Origin of the sequence: Pseudomonas sp. HMSC057H01 (genome assembly GCF_001836405.1) — a bacterium.
GTDB classification, from domain to species: Bacteria; Pseudomonadota; Gammaproteobacteria; order Pseudomonadales; family Pseudomonadaceae; genus Pseudomonas; species Pseudomonas aeruginosa.
Genome location: NZ_KV828459.1, coordinates 74459 through 91339, shown reverse-complemented (window position 1 = coordinate 91339; position 16881 = coordinate 74459). Strand labels below are relative to the sequence as shown.

14 protein-coding genes are annotated in these 16881 nt (G+C 69.1%); 4 read left to right on the top strand and 10 right to left on the bottom strand.

All coding sequences use genetic code 11. The features are described from left to right. Together HMPREF2581_RS33555 and pedF are read right to left on the bottom strand one after the other, a co-directional pair. Positions 1-85 (bottom strand): hypothetical protein (locus HMPREF2581_RS33555; protein ID WP_239667242.1); only part of this gene is annotated, 85 nt, incomplete at its 3' end. Between the two features lie 86 nt (positions 86-171). Beyond that, on the bottom strand, positions 172-609 hold the full coding sequence (gene pedF / locus HMPREF2581_RS13130) for a cytochrome c-550 PedF (RefSeq protein WP_003088533.1): 438 nt from the start codon (positions 607-609) through the stop codon (positions 172-174). Between the two features lie 312 nt (positions 610-921). Between pedF and exaA the strand changes: the two genes are divergently transcribed. Together exaA and HMPREF2581_RS13120 are read left to right on the top strand one after the other, a co-directional pair. Further along, on the top strand, positions 922-2793 hold the full coding sequence (gene exaA, locus HMPREF2581_RS13125) for a quinoprotein ethanol dehydrogenase (RefSeq protein ID WP_003139755.1): 1872 nt from the start codon (positions 922-924) through the stop codon (positions 2791-2793). Between the two features lie 53 nt (positions 2794-2846). Beyond that, positions 2847-3494: a pentapeptide repeat-containing protein gene (locus HMPREF2581_RS13120; RefSeq protein WP_003139757.1), complete on the top strand. Its 648-nt coding sequence runs from the start codon at positions 2847-2849 to the stop codon at positions 3492-3494. 26 nt (positions 3495-3520) lie between these two features. On the opposite strand, the gene HMPREF2581_RS13115 is transcribed toward HMPREF2581_RS13120, so the two are convergent. The 3 genes from HMPREF2581_RS13115 to HMPREF2581_RS33195 are packed head-to-tail and all read right to left on the bottom strand — an operon-like array spanning position 3521 to position 5010. After that, positions 3521-4198 carry a response regulator transcription factor gene (locus HMPREF2581_RS13115; RefSeq protein ID WP_003160135.1) on the bottom strand — a complete coding sequence of 226 codons (678 nt, stop codon included), beginning with the start codon at positions 4196-4198 and terminating at the stop codon, positions 3521-3523. A 12-nt stretch (positions 4199-4210) separates the two neighbouring features. After that, a complete protein-coding gene (locus HMPREF2581_RS13110) occupies positions 4211-4861 on the bottom strand; it encodes a sensor histidine kinase (protein WP_003139766.1) in 651 nt (216 codons plus the stop codon). 8 nt (positions 4862-4869) lie between these two features. Then, positions 4870-5010: a hypothetical protein gene (locus HMPREF2581_RS33195; protein ID WP_003088510.1), complete on the bottom strand. Its 141-nt coding sequence runs from the start codon at positions 5008-5010 to the stop codon at positions 4870-4872. A 515-nt stretch (positions 5011-5525) separates the two neighbouring features. Between HMPREF2581_RS33195 and agmR the strand changes: the two genes are divergently transcribed. Next, positions 5526-6191 carry a response regulator AgmR gene (gene agmR, locus HMPREF2581_RS13105; RefSeq protein WP_003107754.1) on the top strand — a complete coding sequence of 222 codons (666 nt, stop codon included), beginning with the start codon at positions 5526-5528 and terminating at the stop codon, positions 6189-6191. Between the two features lie 9 nt (positions 6192-6200). Further along, a complete protein-coding gene (locus HMPREF2581_RS13100) occupies positions 6201-7064 on the top strand; it encodes a DMT family transporter (protein ID WP_003113465.1) in 864 nt (287 codons plus the stop codon). A 1-nt stretch (position 7065) separates the two neighbouring features. On the opposite strand, the gene nahK is transcribed toward HMPREF2581_RS13100, so the two are convergent. The 5 genes from nahK to HMPREF2581_RS13075 form a co-directional block, all read right to left on the bottom strand. Then, entirely contained in the window at positions 7066-9711 is a 2646-nt protein-coding gene (gene nahK / locus HMPREF2581_RS13095) for a hybrid sensor histidine kinase/response regulator NahK/ErcS' (RefSeq protein ID WP_003139767.1), read from the bottom strand. Then, positions 9641-10804 carry a nitric oxide-sensing protein NosP gene (gene nosP, locus HMPREF2581_RS13090; RefSeq protein ID WP_003139768.1) on the bottom strand — a complete coding sequence of 388 codons (1164 nt, stop codon included), beginning with the start codon at positions 10802-10804 and terminating at the stop codon, positions 9641-9643. Before nosP ends, nahK begins: the two co-directional genes overlap by 71 nt. Before the next feature lie 102 nt (positions 10805-10906). After that, entirely contained in the window at positions 10907-12106 is a 1200-nt protein-coding gene (locus tag HMPREF2581_RS13085) for a porin (protein WP_003139769.1), read from the bottom strand. 266 nt (positions 12107-12372) lie between these two features. Next, positions 12373-14700, bottom strand: a complete 2328-nt coding sequence (gene pqqF, locus HMPREF2581_RS13080) for a pyrroloquinoline quinone biosynthesis protein PqqF (protein WP_003139770.1) — start codon at positions 14698-14700, stop codon at positions 12373-12375. Between the two features lie 76 nt (positions 14701-14776). Further along, positions 14777-16480 (bottom strand): phosphoethanolamine transferase, encoded by a 1704-nt coding sequence (locus tag HMPREF2581_RS13075; protein WP_003139773.1) that lies wholly within the window; start codon positions 16478-16480, stop codon positions 14777-14779. Between the last annotated feature and the right edge of the window lie 401 nt (positions 16481-16881).

Sequence of the window (16881 nt, the reverse complement as noted above, 5' to 3'; positions counted from 1 at the left end):
GCACGAACTCGCCGCCGATGTAGTTGCCGTAGCGAGGCTTGAAGGTGACGACGGCACCGGGGGTTCCGGGCGCTGCGTAGATCATGGCGAAGCTCTCCTGTGTGGTCGTTCCGCCGTGGCGCGGCGGACTCGTGCAAGGGCGCCGCGGTCGGCGGCGAAGGGTCGGGCGCGTCACTCGTCGACGTGCACGCTTTCCAGATAGCTGCGGATCGCCCAGAGGCCTTCCTGGCTGATGAAGTCGGCCATCTTCGGCATGTACACCGCGCCATCGCGCACCGCGCCGTTGATGACCCGCTCCTTGAACCATTCGTCGCCCTCGGCGCCGGTCTCCAGCAGGCGCAGGTCCGGGGCGATGCCGCCGGACTTGGCTTCCAGGCCGTGGCAGCGCGCGCAGTTCTGGTTGTAGGCGGAGGCGCCGATCTCGACGGCGAGGTCGTGCTTGGCGTAGGGCTCGCGGTAGGGGTTGGTGTCGCGCCATTCCTTGCCCAGCGGCTCGAGTCCCTTGGTGTCCACTGCCTGGGGGGTCACATCGCCGTGGGCCAGCGCCAGGCTCGAGAGGCTGAGACCGGCCAGCACCAGCAGGCCGCGCAAGGCGTTGTTCTTGTTCATCACTTCATTCCTCCGGGGAGACAGGACAAGGCACGGGCGCCAAACGGCGCTCATCGCCATCCTAGGAAGCTCCGCCGCGCGCCCGAATCCTGCTTTGGGCGTCCTCGCCTACTCCCTTCGGAGTAGAGCCTCGGAAGGCCTAACGTGGGGCTTTGGCAGCAAGTCCAAGTCATGCCCCGTCCGGGAAGTCTTCCCGGCCGAATCGGGCGATCTTCCGTTCCCGTCGGCGCGCCCCGCTTCCACCATGAAGCCGCCGCGGCCCGAGCAGCGGCCTGCCGTTTCTCGACCCTCACTCCAAACGGGAACCCGATCATGACAACAAGAACCTCACCCGCCCCTGCCGGCCTCCTGCGCCCGAGCCTGCACTGCCTCGCCTTCGCCGTCGCCCTGGGCAGCGCTGGCGCCGCGCTGGCCAAGGATGTGACCTGGGAGGACATCGCCAACGACGACAAGACCACCGGCGACGTGCTGCAGTACGGCATGGGCACCCACGCCCAGCGCTGGAGCCCGCTCAAGCAGGTCAACGCCGACAACGTGTTCAAGCTGACCCCGGCCTGGTCGTACTCCTTCGGCGACGAGAAACAGCGCGGCCAGGAGTCCCAGGCCATCGTCAGCGACGGCGTGATCTACGTGACCGCCTCCTACTCGCGGCTGTTCGCCCTCGACGCGAAGACCGGCAAGCGCCTGTGGACCTACAACCACCGCCTGCCCGACGACATCCGCCCGTGCTGCGACGTGGTCAACCGCGGCGCCGCGATCTATGGCGACAAGGTGTTCTTCGGCACCCTCGACGCCTCGGTGGTGGCGCTGAACAAGAACACCGGCAAGGTGGTGTGGAAGAAGAAGTTCGCCGATCACGGCGCCGGCTACACCATGACTGGCGCGCCGACCATCGTGAAGGACGGCAAGACCGGCAAGGTCCTGCTGATCCACGGCAGTTCGGGCGACGAGTTCGGCGTGGTCGGCCGCCTGTTCGCCCGCGATCCGGATACCGGCGAGGAAATCTGGATGCGTCCCTTCGTCGAAGGCCACATGGGCCGCCTGAACGGCAAGGACAGCACGGTGACCGGCGACGTCAAGGCGCCCTCCTGGCCGGACGATCGCAACTCGCCGACCGGCAAGGTCGAGTCTTGGAGCCACGGCGGCGGCGCTCCCTGGCAGAGCGCCAGCTTCGACGCCGAGACCAACACCATCATCGTCGGCGCCGGCAACCCCGGCCCGTGGAACACCTGGGCGCGCACCGCCAAGGGCGGCAACCCGCACGACTACGACAGCCTCTACACCTCCGGCCAGGTCGGAGTGGACCCGAGCAGCGGCGAGGTGAAGTGGTTCTACCAGCACACCCCCAACGACGCCTGGGACTTCTCCGGCAACAACGAACTGGTGCTGTTCGACTACAAGGCCAAGGACGGCAAGATCGTCAAGGCCACCGCCCACGCCGACCGCAACGGCTTCTTCTATGTGGTCGACCGCAGCAACGGCAAGTTGCAGAACGCTTTCCCCTTCGTCGACAACATCACCTGGGCCAGCCACATCGACCTGAAGACCGGCCGCCCGGTGGAGCGCGAGGGCCAGCGCCCGCCGCTGCCGGAACCGGGGCAGAAGCATGGCAAGGCGGTGGAAGTATCGCCGCCGTTCCTCGGCGGCAAGAACTGGAACCCGATGGCCTACAGCCAGGACACCGGCCTGTTCTACGTGCCGGCCAACCACTGGAAGGAAGACTACTGGACCGAGGAGGTCAGCTATACGAAGGGCAGCGCCTACCTGGGCATGGGCTTCCGGATCAAGCGCATGTACGACGACCACGTCGGCAGCCTGCGCGCCATGGACCCGCTCAGCGGCAAGCTGGTCTGGGAACACAAGGAACACCTGCCGCTCTGGGCCGGGGTGCTGGCCACCGCCGGCAACCTGGTGTTCACCGGCACCGGCGACGGCTACTTCAAGGCCTTCGACGCGAAGAGCGGCAAGGAGCTGTGGAAATTCCAGACCGGCAGCGGCATCGTCTCGCCACCGATCACCTGGGAACAGGACGGCGAGCAGTACCTCGGCGTGACCGTCGGCTACGGCGGCGCCGTGCCGCTGTGGGGCGGCGACATGGCCGACCTGACCCGGCCGGTGGCCCAGGGCGGTTCCTTCTGGGTATTCAAGCTGCCCAGCTGGGACAACCGCACCGCCAGCCGCTGATCCCCGCGCCGCGCCCTGCGAGGCGCGGCTTTCCCCGCCTGCGGAGTATCCCGATGAAGACCTTCCTCCTCTGCGCCACCCTGCTCGGCGCCGGCCTGGCCCAGGCCGCCGACGACATCGACGACGTCCGCGTCATCGCCGGCTGCCGCCTGGAGCCCGGCGCGCGCTGCGCCAAGGCCGACTTGCGCGGCGCCGACCTGCGCAACCTCGACCTCGGCCGCATCGACCTGGCCGGCGCCGATCTCTCCGGCGCCGACCTGCGTCACGCCAGGCTCGACCTGGCCAACCTGGAAAAAGCCAACCTGCGTGGTGCCGACCTCACCCGCGCCAGCCTGCAGCAAGCCAACCTGCGCGGCGCCGACCTCTCCGGCGCCAGGGCGGTGGCGATCCAGGCCTGGGGCCTGTTCGCCCAGGGCGCCCAGTGGCAAGGCGCCGACCTCACCGCCGCCTACCTGGAGTTCGCCCGTCTCAGCGGCGGCCGCCTGCACCAGGCCACGCTGCGCGCCGCCGACCTGGAGATGACCTGGCTGTCCCGCGCCGATCTCAAGGGCGCCGACCTGCGCGACGCCAACCTGCAGGAAGTCAAGCTGGCCGAGGCCAACCTGGAAGATGCCGACCTGCGCGGCAGCAAGGTGCGCTTCGGCAACTTCCAGGGCAGCAACATGCAGGGTTGCAAGGATTGCCCCGCGGGCTGGCAGTGAAGCGCCGGACAGCAGCGACGGCGCCCCTAGCCGAGGCTGCCGCGAGCCTCCTCGGCGAGCGGCAGCGGCAGGCCCAGCCGCAGCACGCCGCTGTCGATGGCCCGGTGCACCAGTTCCGCCTGGGTACTCACCTGCAACTTCTGCTTGAGCAGGCTGACATGGTTGGACACGGTCTTGGCGCTTACCCCCAGGTGCTCGGCCACCTCGCGCAGGGCCAGGCCACGCGCGAGCAGGCGGAAGATCTCGAACTCGCGACGGGTCAGCCCGCGCAACGCTGCCCCGCCCTGCTCTTCCCACGACTGGCAGGCCAGGCGCGTGGCCAGGGGCTGCTCCAGATAGAGCTGGCCGGCGAGCACTCGCCGTATCGCCTCCAGCAGCACCGTCGGCGCCGCGCGCTTGGTCACGTAGCCGCGGGCACCGGCATCCAGCGCCTGGCGCACCAGGGCCAGTTCGTCGTGGAGGCTGAAGAACAGCACACGCAACTGCGGCAGGCGCTGGCGCAGCCGGCGAGTCAGTTCCAGGCCGCTGATGCCCGGCAGGCCGAGATCGACGATGACCAGCGAAGGAATTTCCCGCTGCACCGCCTGCAAGGCTTCTTCGCCATCGCCGGCCTCGCTCACCTCCACGTCGGGGAGCAGCCCGCGCAACAGCGCGGCCAGCCCTTCGCGGACCACGAAATGATCGTCCACCAGCAGGATCTTCATCGTCCTCTCCTCTCAGTCGCCGCGTTCCAGCGGCATCCGCAGGCGCAACGCCAGGCCCTGTCCGGGACGGCTGCGCAGGCTCAGTTCAGCGCCCAGGCAGCGCGCGCGCTGGCGCATCGAGTCCAGGCCGAAGCCGGGTGCCGGGTCCGCCGCGCAGCCGCGACCGTCGTCGCGTACGCTCAGGTAGAGAAAGCCGCCACGGCGTTGCAGGCGGATCCGCACGCGGCTGGCGCCGGCATGCCGGGCGACGTTGTTCAGCGCCTCCTGCAACAGGCGGTAGAGATGGGTCCCGGCCGCCGCATCCAGGGGCGGCAGCGGACCGCCCAGGCGCAGCTCGCAGGCGATGCCCTGGCCTTCCTGCCAGTCCGCCACGCAGGCGCGTAGCGCCTCGTCCAGCGACTGGCGTTGCAGGGCCGGCGGCGGTAGACCGCGCAGCAACGCGCGGAAGCTGTCGTCCAGCCCCTGGCAGTAGCGCTCCAGGCGTGCCAGCGCCGGCTGCCCGGCGCCTGCCGTGCAGCGCAGCAACAACAGTTGGGTGCGGATGCCCGTCAGGTACTGGCCGATATCGTCATGCACCGCCTGGGCCAGCAAGCGCCGCTCGCGCTCCTGCACGGCGAGCAGCCAGCGGTACTCCGCCGGGCCGGCGGGTCGCAGGTCATCCATGGCGTGGCTCAGGGGGCGATCCGACAGGCCTGTCCGACGGCGCAGGCGGCAGGTCTTTCCTGGCCGAGGTGGCGGGAATAGAGGAAATCGAACCCGAGCAGGCTGAGGATCAGCAGGATGGGCAACACCAGGGTGACGGCGATGCGCATGGCGGCGACTCCTGTCCATTGTCGTTGTCGAGACATGCTAGGACGCGCGGAGCCACGGCGTGCTACTACCTTGGTACTGCCGGGCCGCTACTTTTGCGCGGCCACCCGCCTCCAGCCGCCCTTGCGGGCGCCGCCGATGCAGCAGGAGCGCTGCGCAAGCGCCTGGTCCTGCTACTTTGGTACTGGTTCACCCCTCCGGACGTCGAATTTCCAAAGCAGCGCGCCTGCCCTGTAATGACGCATACAAGAAGAAACGACGAGAAGCCGCCATGCCCCGCCTTGCCTTGCCCCGCGTAGCGCCCGACTACCCTGCGGCGGTCCCGCCGCAGTACCGAGTTCGCCTTCTCCGCCTACCCGGCTGCCGACCGTCCGCGACGCGTCCCCGGCAGCGCGCGGCGGAACGCCCGCCCGCTGGGCTATCGCGCCCACGGCTGCTACCGTGAGCGCATTCGCATCCGCCCGCGTGCCCCGAGCCGCCACCAGCCGCCCATAACGACAATAACGAGGTGCAGGCCATGTACAAGATCCTGATCGCCGACGACCACCCGCTGTTCCGCGAGGCCATCCACAATGTCATCGCCGACGGATTCCCCGGCAGCGAAGTGATGGAAACCGCCGACCTCGACAGCGCCCTGGGCCTGACCCAGGAACACGACGACCTCGACCTGATCCTGCTCGACCTGAACATGCCCGGCATGCACGGCCTCAACGGCCTGATGAACCTGCGCAACGAGGCCCCGACCATTCCCGTGGTTATCGTCTCCGCCGAGCAGGACAAGCAGGTGGTGCTACAGGCCATCACCTACGGCGCGGTGGGCTTCATCACCAAGTCCTCGCCACGCGCGCAGATGACCGAAGCCATCGAGCAGATCCTCAACGGCAACGTCTACCTGCCCTCGGACGTGATCCGCACCCAGAAGAGTTCGCCGCGACGCAGCGGCCACGAAGAACACGGCATCTCCCCGGAACTGCTCCAGGCCCTGACCCGCAAGCAGCTGCTGGTGCTGGAGCGGATGACCAAGGGCGAGTCGAACAAGCAGATCGCCTACAACCTGGACATCGCCGAGACCACGGTGAAGGCGCACGTCTCGGCGATCCTGCGCAAGCTCAAGGTACACAACCGGGTCCAGGCGATCCTCAGCGCCGGCGACATCGACTTCGCCGCCTACCTGCGCCGCTGAGACCCGCCGATGCCCGACCGCCGTACCCTGCTGCTCACTGTCCTGGCGATGCTGGCCTTCGCCGGCAATTCGCTGCTCTGCCGCGCGGCGCTGAAGGACACCGCCATCGACGCGGTCAGCTTCACCGCCCTGCGTCTCTTCTCCGGCGCCCTCATGCTCGCCGTCCTGCTGCATCTGCGCCGGCGCCCGGCCACGCCCGCGCGCGGCGGCTGGCGCGGGGCGGCGGCGCTGTTCGTCTACGCGGCCGCGTTCTCCTACGCCTACGTGCAGCTGGACGCCGGCACCGGCGCGCTGCTGCTGTTCGGCGCGGTGCAGGTCACCCTGCTGCTGGCCGGCCTGCTGCGCGGCGAACGGCTGGGCGGACAGGCGCTGCTCGGTTTCCTGCTGGCCCTGGGCGGCCTGCTGTTCCTGTTGCTCCCCGGAGCCAGCGCGCCGCCGCTGGGCGGTGCCCTGCTGATGCTCCTGTCCGGCCTCGCCTGGGGCCTCTATACCCTGCTCGGCCGCGGCGGCGGCGATCCGCTGGCGGTCAGCGCCGGCAACTTCCTCCGAGCCCTTGCCTTCGCCGCCCTGCTGCTCCTGGCATTCCATGGGCAGTTGCGGCTGGACGGCGCCGGGCTGGCCTACGCCCTGCTTTCCGGCGCCCTCGCCTCCGGCCTCGGCTACGCCGTCTGGTACAGCGCACTGCCGGGGCTGACGGCGATCCAGGGCGCCTCGGTGCAGCTCAGCGTGCCGGTGCTCGCCGCCCTCTGCGGCGCCCTGTTGCTCGGCGAGCCGCTCGCCCCGCGATTGCCGCCGGCGACCCTGGCGGTGCTCGGCGGGATCGCCCTGATCCTCGCCCCGCGCCTGGGCCGCGCGGCGCGCGAAGGCGCCTGAATCAGACCGAGGCTTCGCGCTCCAGCAAGTGGCAGAGCGCGGTCTTCAGCTTCATCGGCCGCACCGGCTTGTGCATCAGGGTATGGCCAAGCTCGCGGACCTGCTGCTTGAGCTCGTTGCTGTAGTTGGCGGTGATCATCAGCGCCGGCAGCGGCGAGCCGCGCCGGGCGTTGATCGCGGCAACCGCGTCGACGCCGTTGCGCTGGTCGTCGAGGTGATAGTCGACGATCAGCAGGTCGGCCTCGGCATGGTAGTTGTCGACCTGTCGCGCCAGGTCTTCCTCCGACAGCGCCGTCACTACCCGGCAGCCCCAGGCTTCGAGCAACGTGCGCATGCCGGCGCAGATCGCCGCATCGTTGTCCAGCACCCACACCCGCGAACCACGCAGGCGCTCGCGCAGGTCGTCCGCGCTGGCCAGCGGCTCGGCGCGACTGCGCGGGGCATGGCGGGCCAGCGGTACCTCGATGGCGAAGCATGAGCCCTTGCCCGGCAGCGAGCCGACCCGGACCCGGTGGCCGAGCATGCGGGCGATCTTGTCGACGATCGCCAATCCCAGGCCGAGCCCGCGGTCCTGGTGACAGCGCTGTGACTCGCCGCGCTTGAATTCCTGGAAAATCTCGCCGAGCTTGTCGGCGGCGATGCCCACCCCGGTGTCCCAGACCTCGATCGACAGGCGCTGCCGATGCCGGCGGCAACCCAGCAGCACGCGCCCTCGCGGGGTATAGCGGATGGCGTTGGAAAGCAGGTTGCGGAGGATTCGCGCGAGCAGTTGCTGGTCGCTGCGGACCAGCGCCCCGCAGGCCACGAAGTCCAGGCGCAGGCCTTCGCTGGCGGCTACCTGGCGGTACTCCGCGGCCAGGTTGCCCAGCAGTTCGCCAAGCTCGAACGGGGCGATGTCCGGGGTGATCACGCCGGCGTCCAGCTTGGAAATGTCCACCAGGGTGCCGAGCAGGTTCTCCACGTCCTCCAGCGAATGGCTGATGTTGTTCACCAGCGCCTCGTTGTCCCGCGTCGCGCTGCCGCGCTCCTGCAAGGCGCTGGTGAACAGCCGCGCGGCGTTCAGCGGTTGCAGCAGGTCGTGGCTGACCGCCGCGAGGAACTTGGTCTTCGACAGGTTGGCCTGTTCCGCCTCGCGCTTGGCCTCGCGCAGGCGCGCCTCGACCTGGCTGCGCTCGTGGATCTCGCGCTTGAACTGGTCGTTGAGGGTGGTCAGCTCGGCGGTCCGCTCGCGCACCCGCTGTTCGAGGTTCTGGTAGGCCTGGTGCAGCGCCTCGGCGGTCCGCCGGCGCTCGGTGATATCCCGAATCAGCACGAACAGCCCGGCGACCCGGCCGTCGGCCTGGCGGTTCGGCACGTAGGAGCGCTGCATGTAGCGCTCCTCGCCGGACAACGCGGTCTCGGCGATCTCGAAGGTCACGCTTTCGCCGGCCAGGGCCCGCTCGAAGTACGGCTCCAGGCGCCGGCAGTGCTCGGCGCCATGCACGTCGCGCAGGCAGCGGCCGAGCATCGAGCCGCTGGGCCAGCGGTACCACTCCTCGTAGACCTTGTTGGTGAATTCGTAGACCAGTTCGTCGCTGAGATAGGCGATCAGCGCCGGCACCTGGTCGGTGATCAGGCGGATCCAGCGCTCGCTGGCGCGCAACGCCTCGGCGTGGCGATAGCGTTCGGTGATGTCGGTGAAGGTGTTGACGAAGCCGCCGGTGGGCAGCGCATGGGTACGGATCTCCAGCACCCGGCCATCGAACAGGCGCTGCTCGCGGGCGCTCAGCGGACTCCCCTGGGAGTCCTGGCTGCGCGGCGTGAGCAACGGCAATTCGCTCTCCGCCATGACTTCGGCGAAGGCCCGGTGCCCGGCGATCGGCGCCAGCCCGCAGAGTTCCAGGAAGCGCCGGTTCCACAACTCCAGCACGCCGTCGGCGCCGACCATCGCCACGCCCTGGGAGAGGTTGTCCACCGCCCGCTGCAACAGGTGCGACTTCTGCGCCAGCGCCTGCTCGCGGCGCGCGGTCTCGCTGAGCTTGATCTCGGTGACGTCGCTGTAGAGCACCGCCAGCCCGCCGTCGCGGGTCGGCCGTTCGCTCATCCGCAGCCAGCGCTCGTCGCGCAGGCGATACAGGGTCTGCTGGTCGCCGCCGCGCTGTTCCTCGACGATCAGCCCGCCGCTGCGCGCCAGCCGGTGCAGTTCGGCGCGGCGCATGCCAGGACCGATCCGCGCCCGGCTGTCGACCCACAGCGCGCGGAAGCGCTCGTTGAACAGCACGATGCGCTGCTGCGGATCGAACAGGACGAAGGCGTCGGAGATGCTTTCGATGGCGTCGAGCAGATGCTGGTGGGCGGTCTCGGCACGCAGGCGAGCGTCGCTGAGCAACTGGTTGCTGGCCTTCAGTTCGAGCATCGTCTGGCTCAGCGCGTCGGTGCGCTCGCGGACCTGCTCGGCCAGCACCACGGAATACTGGAAGGCGCCGTAGGCCTCGTCGCTCTGCGCGGCGCTCGACTCGATGCGTCCGATCAGCGCCTGGTTGATCCGCTGCAACTTGTGCCGCTCTTCTTCGAGGGCGACGACCCGCGCCTGCAGCTCAGCGACGGACACCTCCACGGGGTCGGCCAATGGCGACCCCGGTGAAGGTCTGGTTGATATGCATGCCATTGAATTGCTCTCCGTAGGTGTTGAAGCCGATCACCTGCTGGCTGCGGAGAAACGCGGCGGTAGCTTGCGTGTCACCGCCGACCTCCAGCTCCAGGCGCCGCAGGAAGCAGTCGCAACCGATGGTCAGCAACGGCGGTCCGAGGCGCTCGTGGAGGCGGCGGAACTGCGCCTCCAGGTTGGGCAACAGCGGGCCGGTGCTCATCGCGGTGAGAACGATGCCGTTCTCCACCGCACAGTAGAACGTCAGGCTCAGGTCCTCGTTGGCCTGCTGGATCGAGCGCACGTAATAGCGTTCGTCGACCCGCACCGCCAGCGGATGCGCGGAGAACAGGGCGAAATCCAGCGCCTGCGGTGCCACCCCGACCAGCCGGGCGTATTCCAGCGCCGCCGGCTCGGCGTTGAGTTCGTGGACCCGCCGGCTGCCGCTGTCGGCGCGGGTCACCACCAACTTTTCGGCGCGCGGCACCACGTGATGGGTGGTGAAGACCTCGAAGTCCAGCCAGGTGTTGACCAGCACCACCACTGCCGCCCCGGTATGGAACTGGCCCTGGTGGTAGACATGGGTGTGGGTCAGGTGCCGGTCGTCGCCGGCCGAGCCACCGAAATGCGGGATCGCGCCGAGCGCCGCGCCAAGCGCGGCGAGCACCACCTCTTCGCGGCTGGACAGGCCGTCGAGCAGGGTCAGGGCGAAGCTGTGGTCCTTGATCGGCGCCAGGCCGCCGCGGCGACAGCCGGCCACCAGGGTCTCGACCATCTGCTGCGCGTCCAGCAGGCTGAAGCGCTCCATTTCGTCGATCAGCGCGCTGCTGATGGCGAAGCTGCGCACGTCGAAGCCCACCGCGCTGACGCAGCCGCGCCCGTAGCCCGCCGGAGTGATCTCGCCGGCGGTGGTGCAACCGACCAGGTCGATGCCGCCGAAGTAGCGTTCGAGCATCTCGCCGAGGGCCGGCAGGTCGTATTCCGCGGAACAGAAGAACAGCACGAAGCCCAGGTGCGGATGGATAAGCTGGCGCGCCAGGTCCTGGGCCACCACTTCGACGTCGCGGGCGCTGGACATGCCCCTGCAGACCCCTTCCCCCTGCCCTTCGTACATGCCCGCTCCCCCGTCGTTCCGCCTCGCCAGCATTCTACGAAGGGCGCCGCCGCGGCCCCTATCCTACTTGGGTCGCGGCGGGGTCCTTCGAAAGTAGCGGTATCACCAGTTCAGTACGGCGCCGAGGGCCACGGTGTCGGTGTCCTCGTCGAGCGCGGCACCGTCGCGCCCGTCGATCCGGTAGCGGTTCAGCTCGGCGACCAGCTTGAGGTTGTCGTTGATCGTGCGGAAATAGGCGATGCCGCGACTCTCGTAGTCGGCCGCGGAACCCAGGCCGTTGCCGTCGTCGACGGTCTTGCCGTAGGACAGCGCCAGGCGGTTCTTGCCCCATGAATACGAGCCCTGCAGCAATGCGCCGCGGCTGTCCACCTCGCGCAGCGCGGCTTCGCCGGCGTTGTTGGTGAAGAAGGGATTGATGCCCTTGGCGGTGAACCCCGAACCGGTCACGGAGAAACCGCCCATCTTCACCTGCAAGCCATAGCCGACCCCCTTGGAAGTCACGCTGTCGACGCTGTCGCTGGTGTTCTTCGAAGTCTGGTAGCCGCCGTTGATCCAGCTGTAGACCTGCGCCCCAGCCAGGTCGAACTGGTAGCTGACCTCGCTCTCGTAGCGCGGGTTGTCCTGGTAGGCCTTGTCGTCGAGGCCGTCGCTGGCATCTTTGTCGATCTGGTTGGAGTCGATCGGGTCGAGGATGCCCACGGCGATGCGCAGGCCGGGCAGCAGGTCGTTGTTGCGGTAGGTGATCTGCGAGGTGGGGAACGGATACGGATAGCCGGTGCCGATGTTGCCGAAGGAGACGCCCTTGCCGTCCACCAGGCCGAGGGTGTCGCTGGGGTTGCCGAAACCGGCCAGCAGTTCGTCGAGGAAGATGTTCGAGCGCGAGAACAGGCCGAAGTCCTTGCCGATCAGCACCTCGCCCCAGTCGCCGGCGACCGTGCCGTAGAACTGACGGACGTCGATGGCGGTATCGGTGCCGTCGGTCTCGCTGTCGTTGATGGTCACCCAGAAGGAAGCGCGACCACCGAGGCTCAGCTCGTCGACCTTCCTGCCGAAGTTGAAGCCGATGTAGTTCGGCAGGAATCCCATCTTCACCCGCGACTGGCGGCGATCGTAGGTCTCGCCCTGGCGGTCGACGTCGCTGTTGACGTAGAAGGCATTGAAGTAGCCGTCGGTGGAAAAGGTGGTCTCGTCCTTGTCGTACAGCAGGATATCGGCGGCGGCCGGTTGCAGGCCGCCCAGGGCACCCAGCGAGGCCAGGGTCAGCGGCAGGATTCGGCGAACGGCGGTGTTGTTCTTGTTCATGGCGCACTCCGCGAGGTGAAACGACCGGGCCGGTCGTGGCGGAGCCGATTATCGAAACCGGGAAAGCCCTGCCATACGCTTCCTTGGGCCTGCTTCGACGCTTCTTCATGGTGGGCGTGGGTGCCGCTGCGCAAGGCGCGGGCAGCGCTCCTCCGGCGGTAGCGCAACCTTGGTCGCGGCGGGAGCGCCACCGAAGCAGCGCGGCTTTCGACCTAACGCCGCAGTGACGCCGGCAAGGCTGTCGTCGAGTTACCGCGTGGCTCGCTTCAGCGCCGGCTGGAAAGCACCCACCAGCCGCCGCGCGCCTCCAGCAACCGGGCCTGGGCCGCGAGCAGGTCGTCGCCGCTCAGGCCGAGGGCGGCCTCGGCGAGCAGCCGGGAGCGACCGGCGCCACCGCCAAGGTGCTCCGCCCAGGCGCGCCGTGCTCGCTCGGCGAAGCTACCCGGCGCTCGGCGCAGGTCGTCGGCGAGGGCTTCGCGCAGGCCGGCCAGGCGTTGCGCCGGCAGTTGCGCGAGCGCCTCGACGGAGCGCTGGAGGAAGGTCTCCATATGCTCCAGCAGGCGTTCCGGGCAGGCACGCGGAGATTGCGCGGCGAACAGCAGGCCGCGCCGGGCGCCGACCTCGCGGAAGCCGCAGAACAGCGCGTAGCCCAGTTGCAGCTCGTCGCGCAGGCGCCGCTGGAAGGCCGGTTCGTGCAGGCGCGCCAGCAAGCGCCAGGCCGCCTCCATCGGCACCTCCGGCGAGGGCAGCGGACAGAACAACAGCAACGCCGACTCGCCGTCCACGGCCAGTTCGCGGCGATGCCGTCCGGGCCTCGGCGGCAGAGGCGCCAGGCGCTCGCCGGCAGCCTGGCCGGGCATCCATCGTGGATCAGGCATCGCGGCCTGCATGACCAAGGCGTCCCAGCGCGTCCGCCGCCAGTCGTCGACCTCCGCCAGCGGCTCGCCGAGTAGGCCGGGCAAGGCGTCCAGCAACTGCCGGATCGGCAGGCCAGTGGCGCTGCGGCGCCGCTCGGCGGAGGACAGACGCTCGCCGCTCGCGCGCCAGTCGGGCGGCGCCGCGAGGAGCCGGGCCAGGGCCGTGCGCACGGCGGCCTCGAGGCGATCGCGCGGACCGAGCAGGCTCAGCGACCAGTCTTCGCCGAGCGCCTCCAGGCCCATCTCCACTCCCCCCAGGCGCGCCTGGCCGCACAGCGGACGCAACGCCTGGCGCAGCGCCAGGAAGCGTGACCGTGCGGGAACACCGGGAAAGCGCCAGCGCAGGAACAGCGCGCCCTCGGCGGCGGCACTGGGCGGCAACGGCAGTTCGAAGCGCCAGGCATGCCGCTGCGCGGTCAGCGGCGGCGCTGCGGCAACCGGCGCCACGCTCAGGCGGAAGCCCGCCGACCAGCGCGCTTCGGCGCCGTCGAGTTCGCTGTCCAGGTGCAGCCGCAGGCAGCGGTCGGCTTGCAGCGCGTCCAGACAGGCCGGGCGAATCTCCGCCGGCAGGCCGAGAACGCGCTGGCGTAGTCGCTCCAGCGGCGCAGTGGGCTCCGCCAGCAACGGCTGGCGCGCCGCCAGCAAGCTGGCGGCATCGTCGCGCAGGGCGCCCAGCCAGTCGAAAAAGGCCGCCTCCAGCGCCGCCGCCGCGCTGCCGTCGAACAGTTCGAAGGTCAACGCCAGGAGCGCCTGCCGCGCGTCCCGATGAACCACCCGCAGCGCCACCGATTCGCCCAGGCCCTGTTCGCCGAGTGCCGCCAGCAACCCACCCGGCGAGCGATCGCCGAGCAATTCGGCGAACGCCAGCAGGGTCTGTTCGTCGGCCCCCCGCAAAGCGTCGAGGGCAAAGCCCAGCACCAGCCGCGGCGGTCCCGGCAGGCGCAGCGCCAGCGCTTCGCCGGCGAAGGGCAGCAACGGCGGCGGCGGCGGACTCGCGCCTGGCGCGCGCCCCGGCAGGTCGGCGCAGGCACGCTGCGCCAGCCTCTCCAGCTCGTCCAGTGTCTGCGGCCCTTGCAGCCATAGCTGGCAATTGCCGGCGTGATAGTGGGCGGCATGGAATTCGCGCAGGGCCCGCTGGAACGCATCGTTCTCCAGGGCCAGGCTGTCGCGGCGCCCGGCAGCGAAACGCCGCAGGGGGTGTCCGGCGGGCAGGCCAAGGGCCAGCGCCGCGTCGATCTGGGTCTGCTCGTCGGCCGAGCGCGCCAGGTATTCGGCCTCGAGCACTTCGCGCTCGCGCCGTTGCGCATCGATGTCCAGCAAGGGGCGGGCGAGCATGTCGATCAGCCGTGCCAGACCGGCGCCAAGGTGCTCCGCCGTCACCTCGAAGAAATAGTCGGTGGTCCTGCCCCGGGTGCTGGCGTTGACCTGGCCGCCGCACACCTGCAACCACGGCATCAGGCGCTCGTCGCCGGGAAACGCCGCGCCACCGAGAAACGACAGGTGCTCGAGGAAGTGGGCCAGGCCGGGATGCGCGCTCGGCTCGTCGTGGCTGCCCGCCGCCACCCGCAGCCAGGCAGCGGCGCGCGATGCCGCCGGATCATGCGCCAGGTGCAGGCGCAGGCCGTTGGGCAGCACGCAGGCGCGGCTTCTGGGGTGGTGTTGGGCGTGGCGATCCATGGGCGTCCTCGCGGGTTCCGAGGCTGAACCTTACCCTTCCGCGAGGCGAAGGAAATAGTCCTTTCGCCGGGTCGTATCAGGAAGCCGGCGGCTCCTGGCCAGACGCTTCCTCGGAGTACAGCGCCCGTCCGCCGTCGGCCTTGAGCGCCTGCAGGACCTCGGGCGCACGGCACGGGGCGAACAGGTCGAGGCCGGGATCGTAGGCGCCGGTGCGCACTTCCAGCAGGCCGAGCATCGAGTGGAACAGGTTGTCCTGGGACAGCTCCTCGTTGCTGCGCTGGCGCAGGCAGCCACTGTCGAGGCCGAAGGCGCTCTGGTAGCCGGGCGAGAACCAGGCCAGCATGCCGACGTGCTTCTGCTGGTCCGGCGCCAGCAGGTAAGGCGTGCCATGCAGGTAGAGGTTGTACTCGCCGAGCGACTCGCCATGGTCGGAGAGGTAGAGCATGCCGGTATCGATGCGCTCTTCGTTCTTGCGCAGCAGGTCGATCAGGCTGGCCAGCACGTGGTCGGTGTACAGCAGGGTGTTGTCGTAGCCGTTGATGATGCTGTCCCGCGAGCAGGCGCTGAAGTCGTTGCTGGCGCAGACCGGGGTGAACTTCTCGTACTCCCTGGGATAACGCTTGAAGTAGGCCGGGCCGTGGCTGCCCATCTGGTGCAGGACCAGCACGGTGTCCTGTTGCAGCCCGTCGATGAAGGCCTGCAAGTCGCGCAGGAGGATCTCGTCATGACACTCGCCGCCGGCGCACAGGGCCGGATCCTTGCTCTCGCTCAGGTCCTGGAAGGCGACGCGGTCGCAGGTGCCCTTGCAGCCGGACTGGTTGTCCCGCCACAGGACCCGCAGGCCTGCGCGCTGCAACACATCGAGAAGGCCTTCCTGGGTGCGCGCGCGAGCGTCGCTGTAGTCCGCGCGGCCCAGGTTGGAGAACATGCAGGGCACCGACACCGCGGTCTCGGTACCGCAGGAGTGCACATTGGAGAAGTTGATCAGGCCCTCCTCGGCCTTCAGCCGCGGGTTGGTCTCGCGAGCGTAGCCGTTGAGGCCGAAGTTCTGTGCCCGCGCGCTCTCGCCCACCACCAGCACGGTCAGCGACTTGCGCGCATGGCCCTGCCACAGGTCGGCGCGCCGGGCATCGACGGCGATCGGCCGGAGTGGCTGGCTGGCGGCCTGGGCCTGGCCCTTGGCGTAGCCGATGGCGGCGCCGACCAGGTTGCTCGGGGTGACCTGCAGGCGCAGTTCCTTGTTGTTGCGGAACAGCGAGGACAGCCCCTGATAATTGGCCAGCGCCACCCCGGCGAGCAGCGCCAGGCAGGCGAGCGCCACCAGCAGCTTGCTCAGCAGCTCGCGTGGCCACGGCCGGTAGCGCACCGGCGTGCGCCACAGCAGCCAGACCGGCAGCGCGCCAAGCAACGCCAGGTAGACGGCGAGCTTCGGCGAAAGCAGGTCGGCGACCTCGGCCGGGTTGGTCTGCATGACGTTGCGCAGCATGCCGACGTCCATCAGCACGCCGTACTGGGTCATGAAGTAGGTGGTACCGGCGGCCGCCAGGATCAGCAGGGTCAGCGCCGGCTTGAGCAGCCAGCGGAACGCCAGCAGGGTCAGCGCCAGGTTGAAGATCGCGGCGATCATCAGGCCGACCGCCAGCATCATGCCGAGGCCCTGCCAGCCCGCCGGGGTGATCGCCAGCAGGCGTTGCCACAGCGGCAGGTTGTAGAACAGCAGGAAGGCGAGGCTGACCAGCAGGGTCAGCAGTTCGGGACGGACGGCGCGGGCTTTCGACATGGGCACGGATCTTCACTGACTTCCGGGTTGCCGTGCGCAGCGTTGCCCCTGGCAGCACTCGACGACGGCGGCAGTCTGCTCGGCGATCCGTCAATCTTTCGTGAAGAATACCTACAGAAAACGTAACCCTTCGGAAGCGCCGCAGCCCTTGTATTCCGGGGCTTTCAGCCGGATTGCAAAAAGTTCGCGGGAAGCTTTCCGGGCGTTTTCCGGGTTCGCCGGCATACCCCCCGCATGGCGCCGCCGACGCAGGCGGAAGACAGCAAGCGGCAAGGAACGCGGAGCGCTCCGGCGCCGGTGCCTACGGACTGTTCTGATTGCGACGTCGTTTTTCAACAAAAGGACAGCCAGACCAATGTCTATCCCGCGACCCCGGCATTTTCGTTAGCATGCCAAGTTTC

Excerpts from the sequence above, each read along its gene's own strand:
- HMPREF2581_RS13100 (WP_003113465.1), top strand. The coding sequence starts at position 6,201 with ATGCCCGACCGCCGTACCCTGCTGCTCACTGTCCTGGCGATGCTGGCC.
- HMPREF2581_RS33195 (WP_003088510.1), bottom strand. The coding sequence starts at position 5,010 with ATGCGCATCGCCGTCACCCTGGTGTTGCCCATCCTGCTGATCCTCAGC.
- nosP (WP_003139768.1), bottom strand. The coding sequence starts at position 10,804 with ATGTACGAAGGGCAGGGGGAAGGGGTCTGCAGGGGCATGTCCAGCGCC.
- nahK (WP_003139767.1), bottom strand. The coding sequence starts at position 9,711 with ATGGCATGCATATCAACCAGACCTTCACCGGGGTCGCCATTGGCCGAC.
- pedF (WP_003088533.1), bottom strand. The coding sequence starts at position 609 with ATGAACAAGAACAACGCCTTGCGCGGCCTGCTGGTGCTGGCCGGTCTC.
- HMPREF2581_RS13075 (WP_003139773.1), bottom strand. The coding sequence starts at position 16,480 with ATGTCGAAAGCCCGCGCCGTCCGTCCCGAACTGCTGACCCTGCTGGTC.
- HMPREF2581_RS13085 (WP_003139769.1), bottom strand. The coding sequence starts at position 12,106 with ATGAACAAGAACAACACCGCCGTTCGCCGAATCCTGCCGCTGACCCTG.
- HMPREF2581_RS13120 (WP_003139757.1), top strand. The coding sequence starts at position 2,847 with ATGAAGACCTTCCTCCTCTGCGCCACCCTGCTCGGCGCCGGCCTGGCC.
- HMPREF2581_RS13110 (WP_003139766.1), bottom strand. The coding sequence starts at position 4,861 with ATGGATGACCTGCGACCCGCCGGCCCGGCGGAGTACCGCTGGCTGCTC.
- agmR (WP_003107754.1), top strand. The coding sequence starts at position 5,526 with ATGTACAAGATCCTGATCGCCGACGACCACCCGCTGTTCCGCGAGGCC.
- pqqF (WP_003139770.1), bottom strand. The coding sequence starts at position 14,700 with ATGGATCGCCACGCCCAACACCACCCCAGAAGCCGCGCCTGCGTGCTG.
- exaA (WP_003139755.1), top strand. The coding sequence starts at position 922 with ATGACAACAAGAACCTCACCCGCCCCTGCCGGCCTCCTGCGCCCGAGC.
- HMPREF2581_RS13115 (WP_003160135.1), bottom strand. The coding sequence starts at position 4,198 with ATGAAGATCCTGCTGGTGGACGATCATTTCGTGGTCCGCGAAGGGCTG.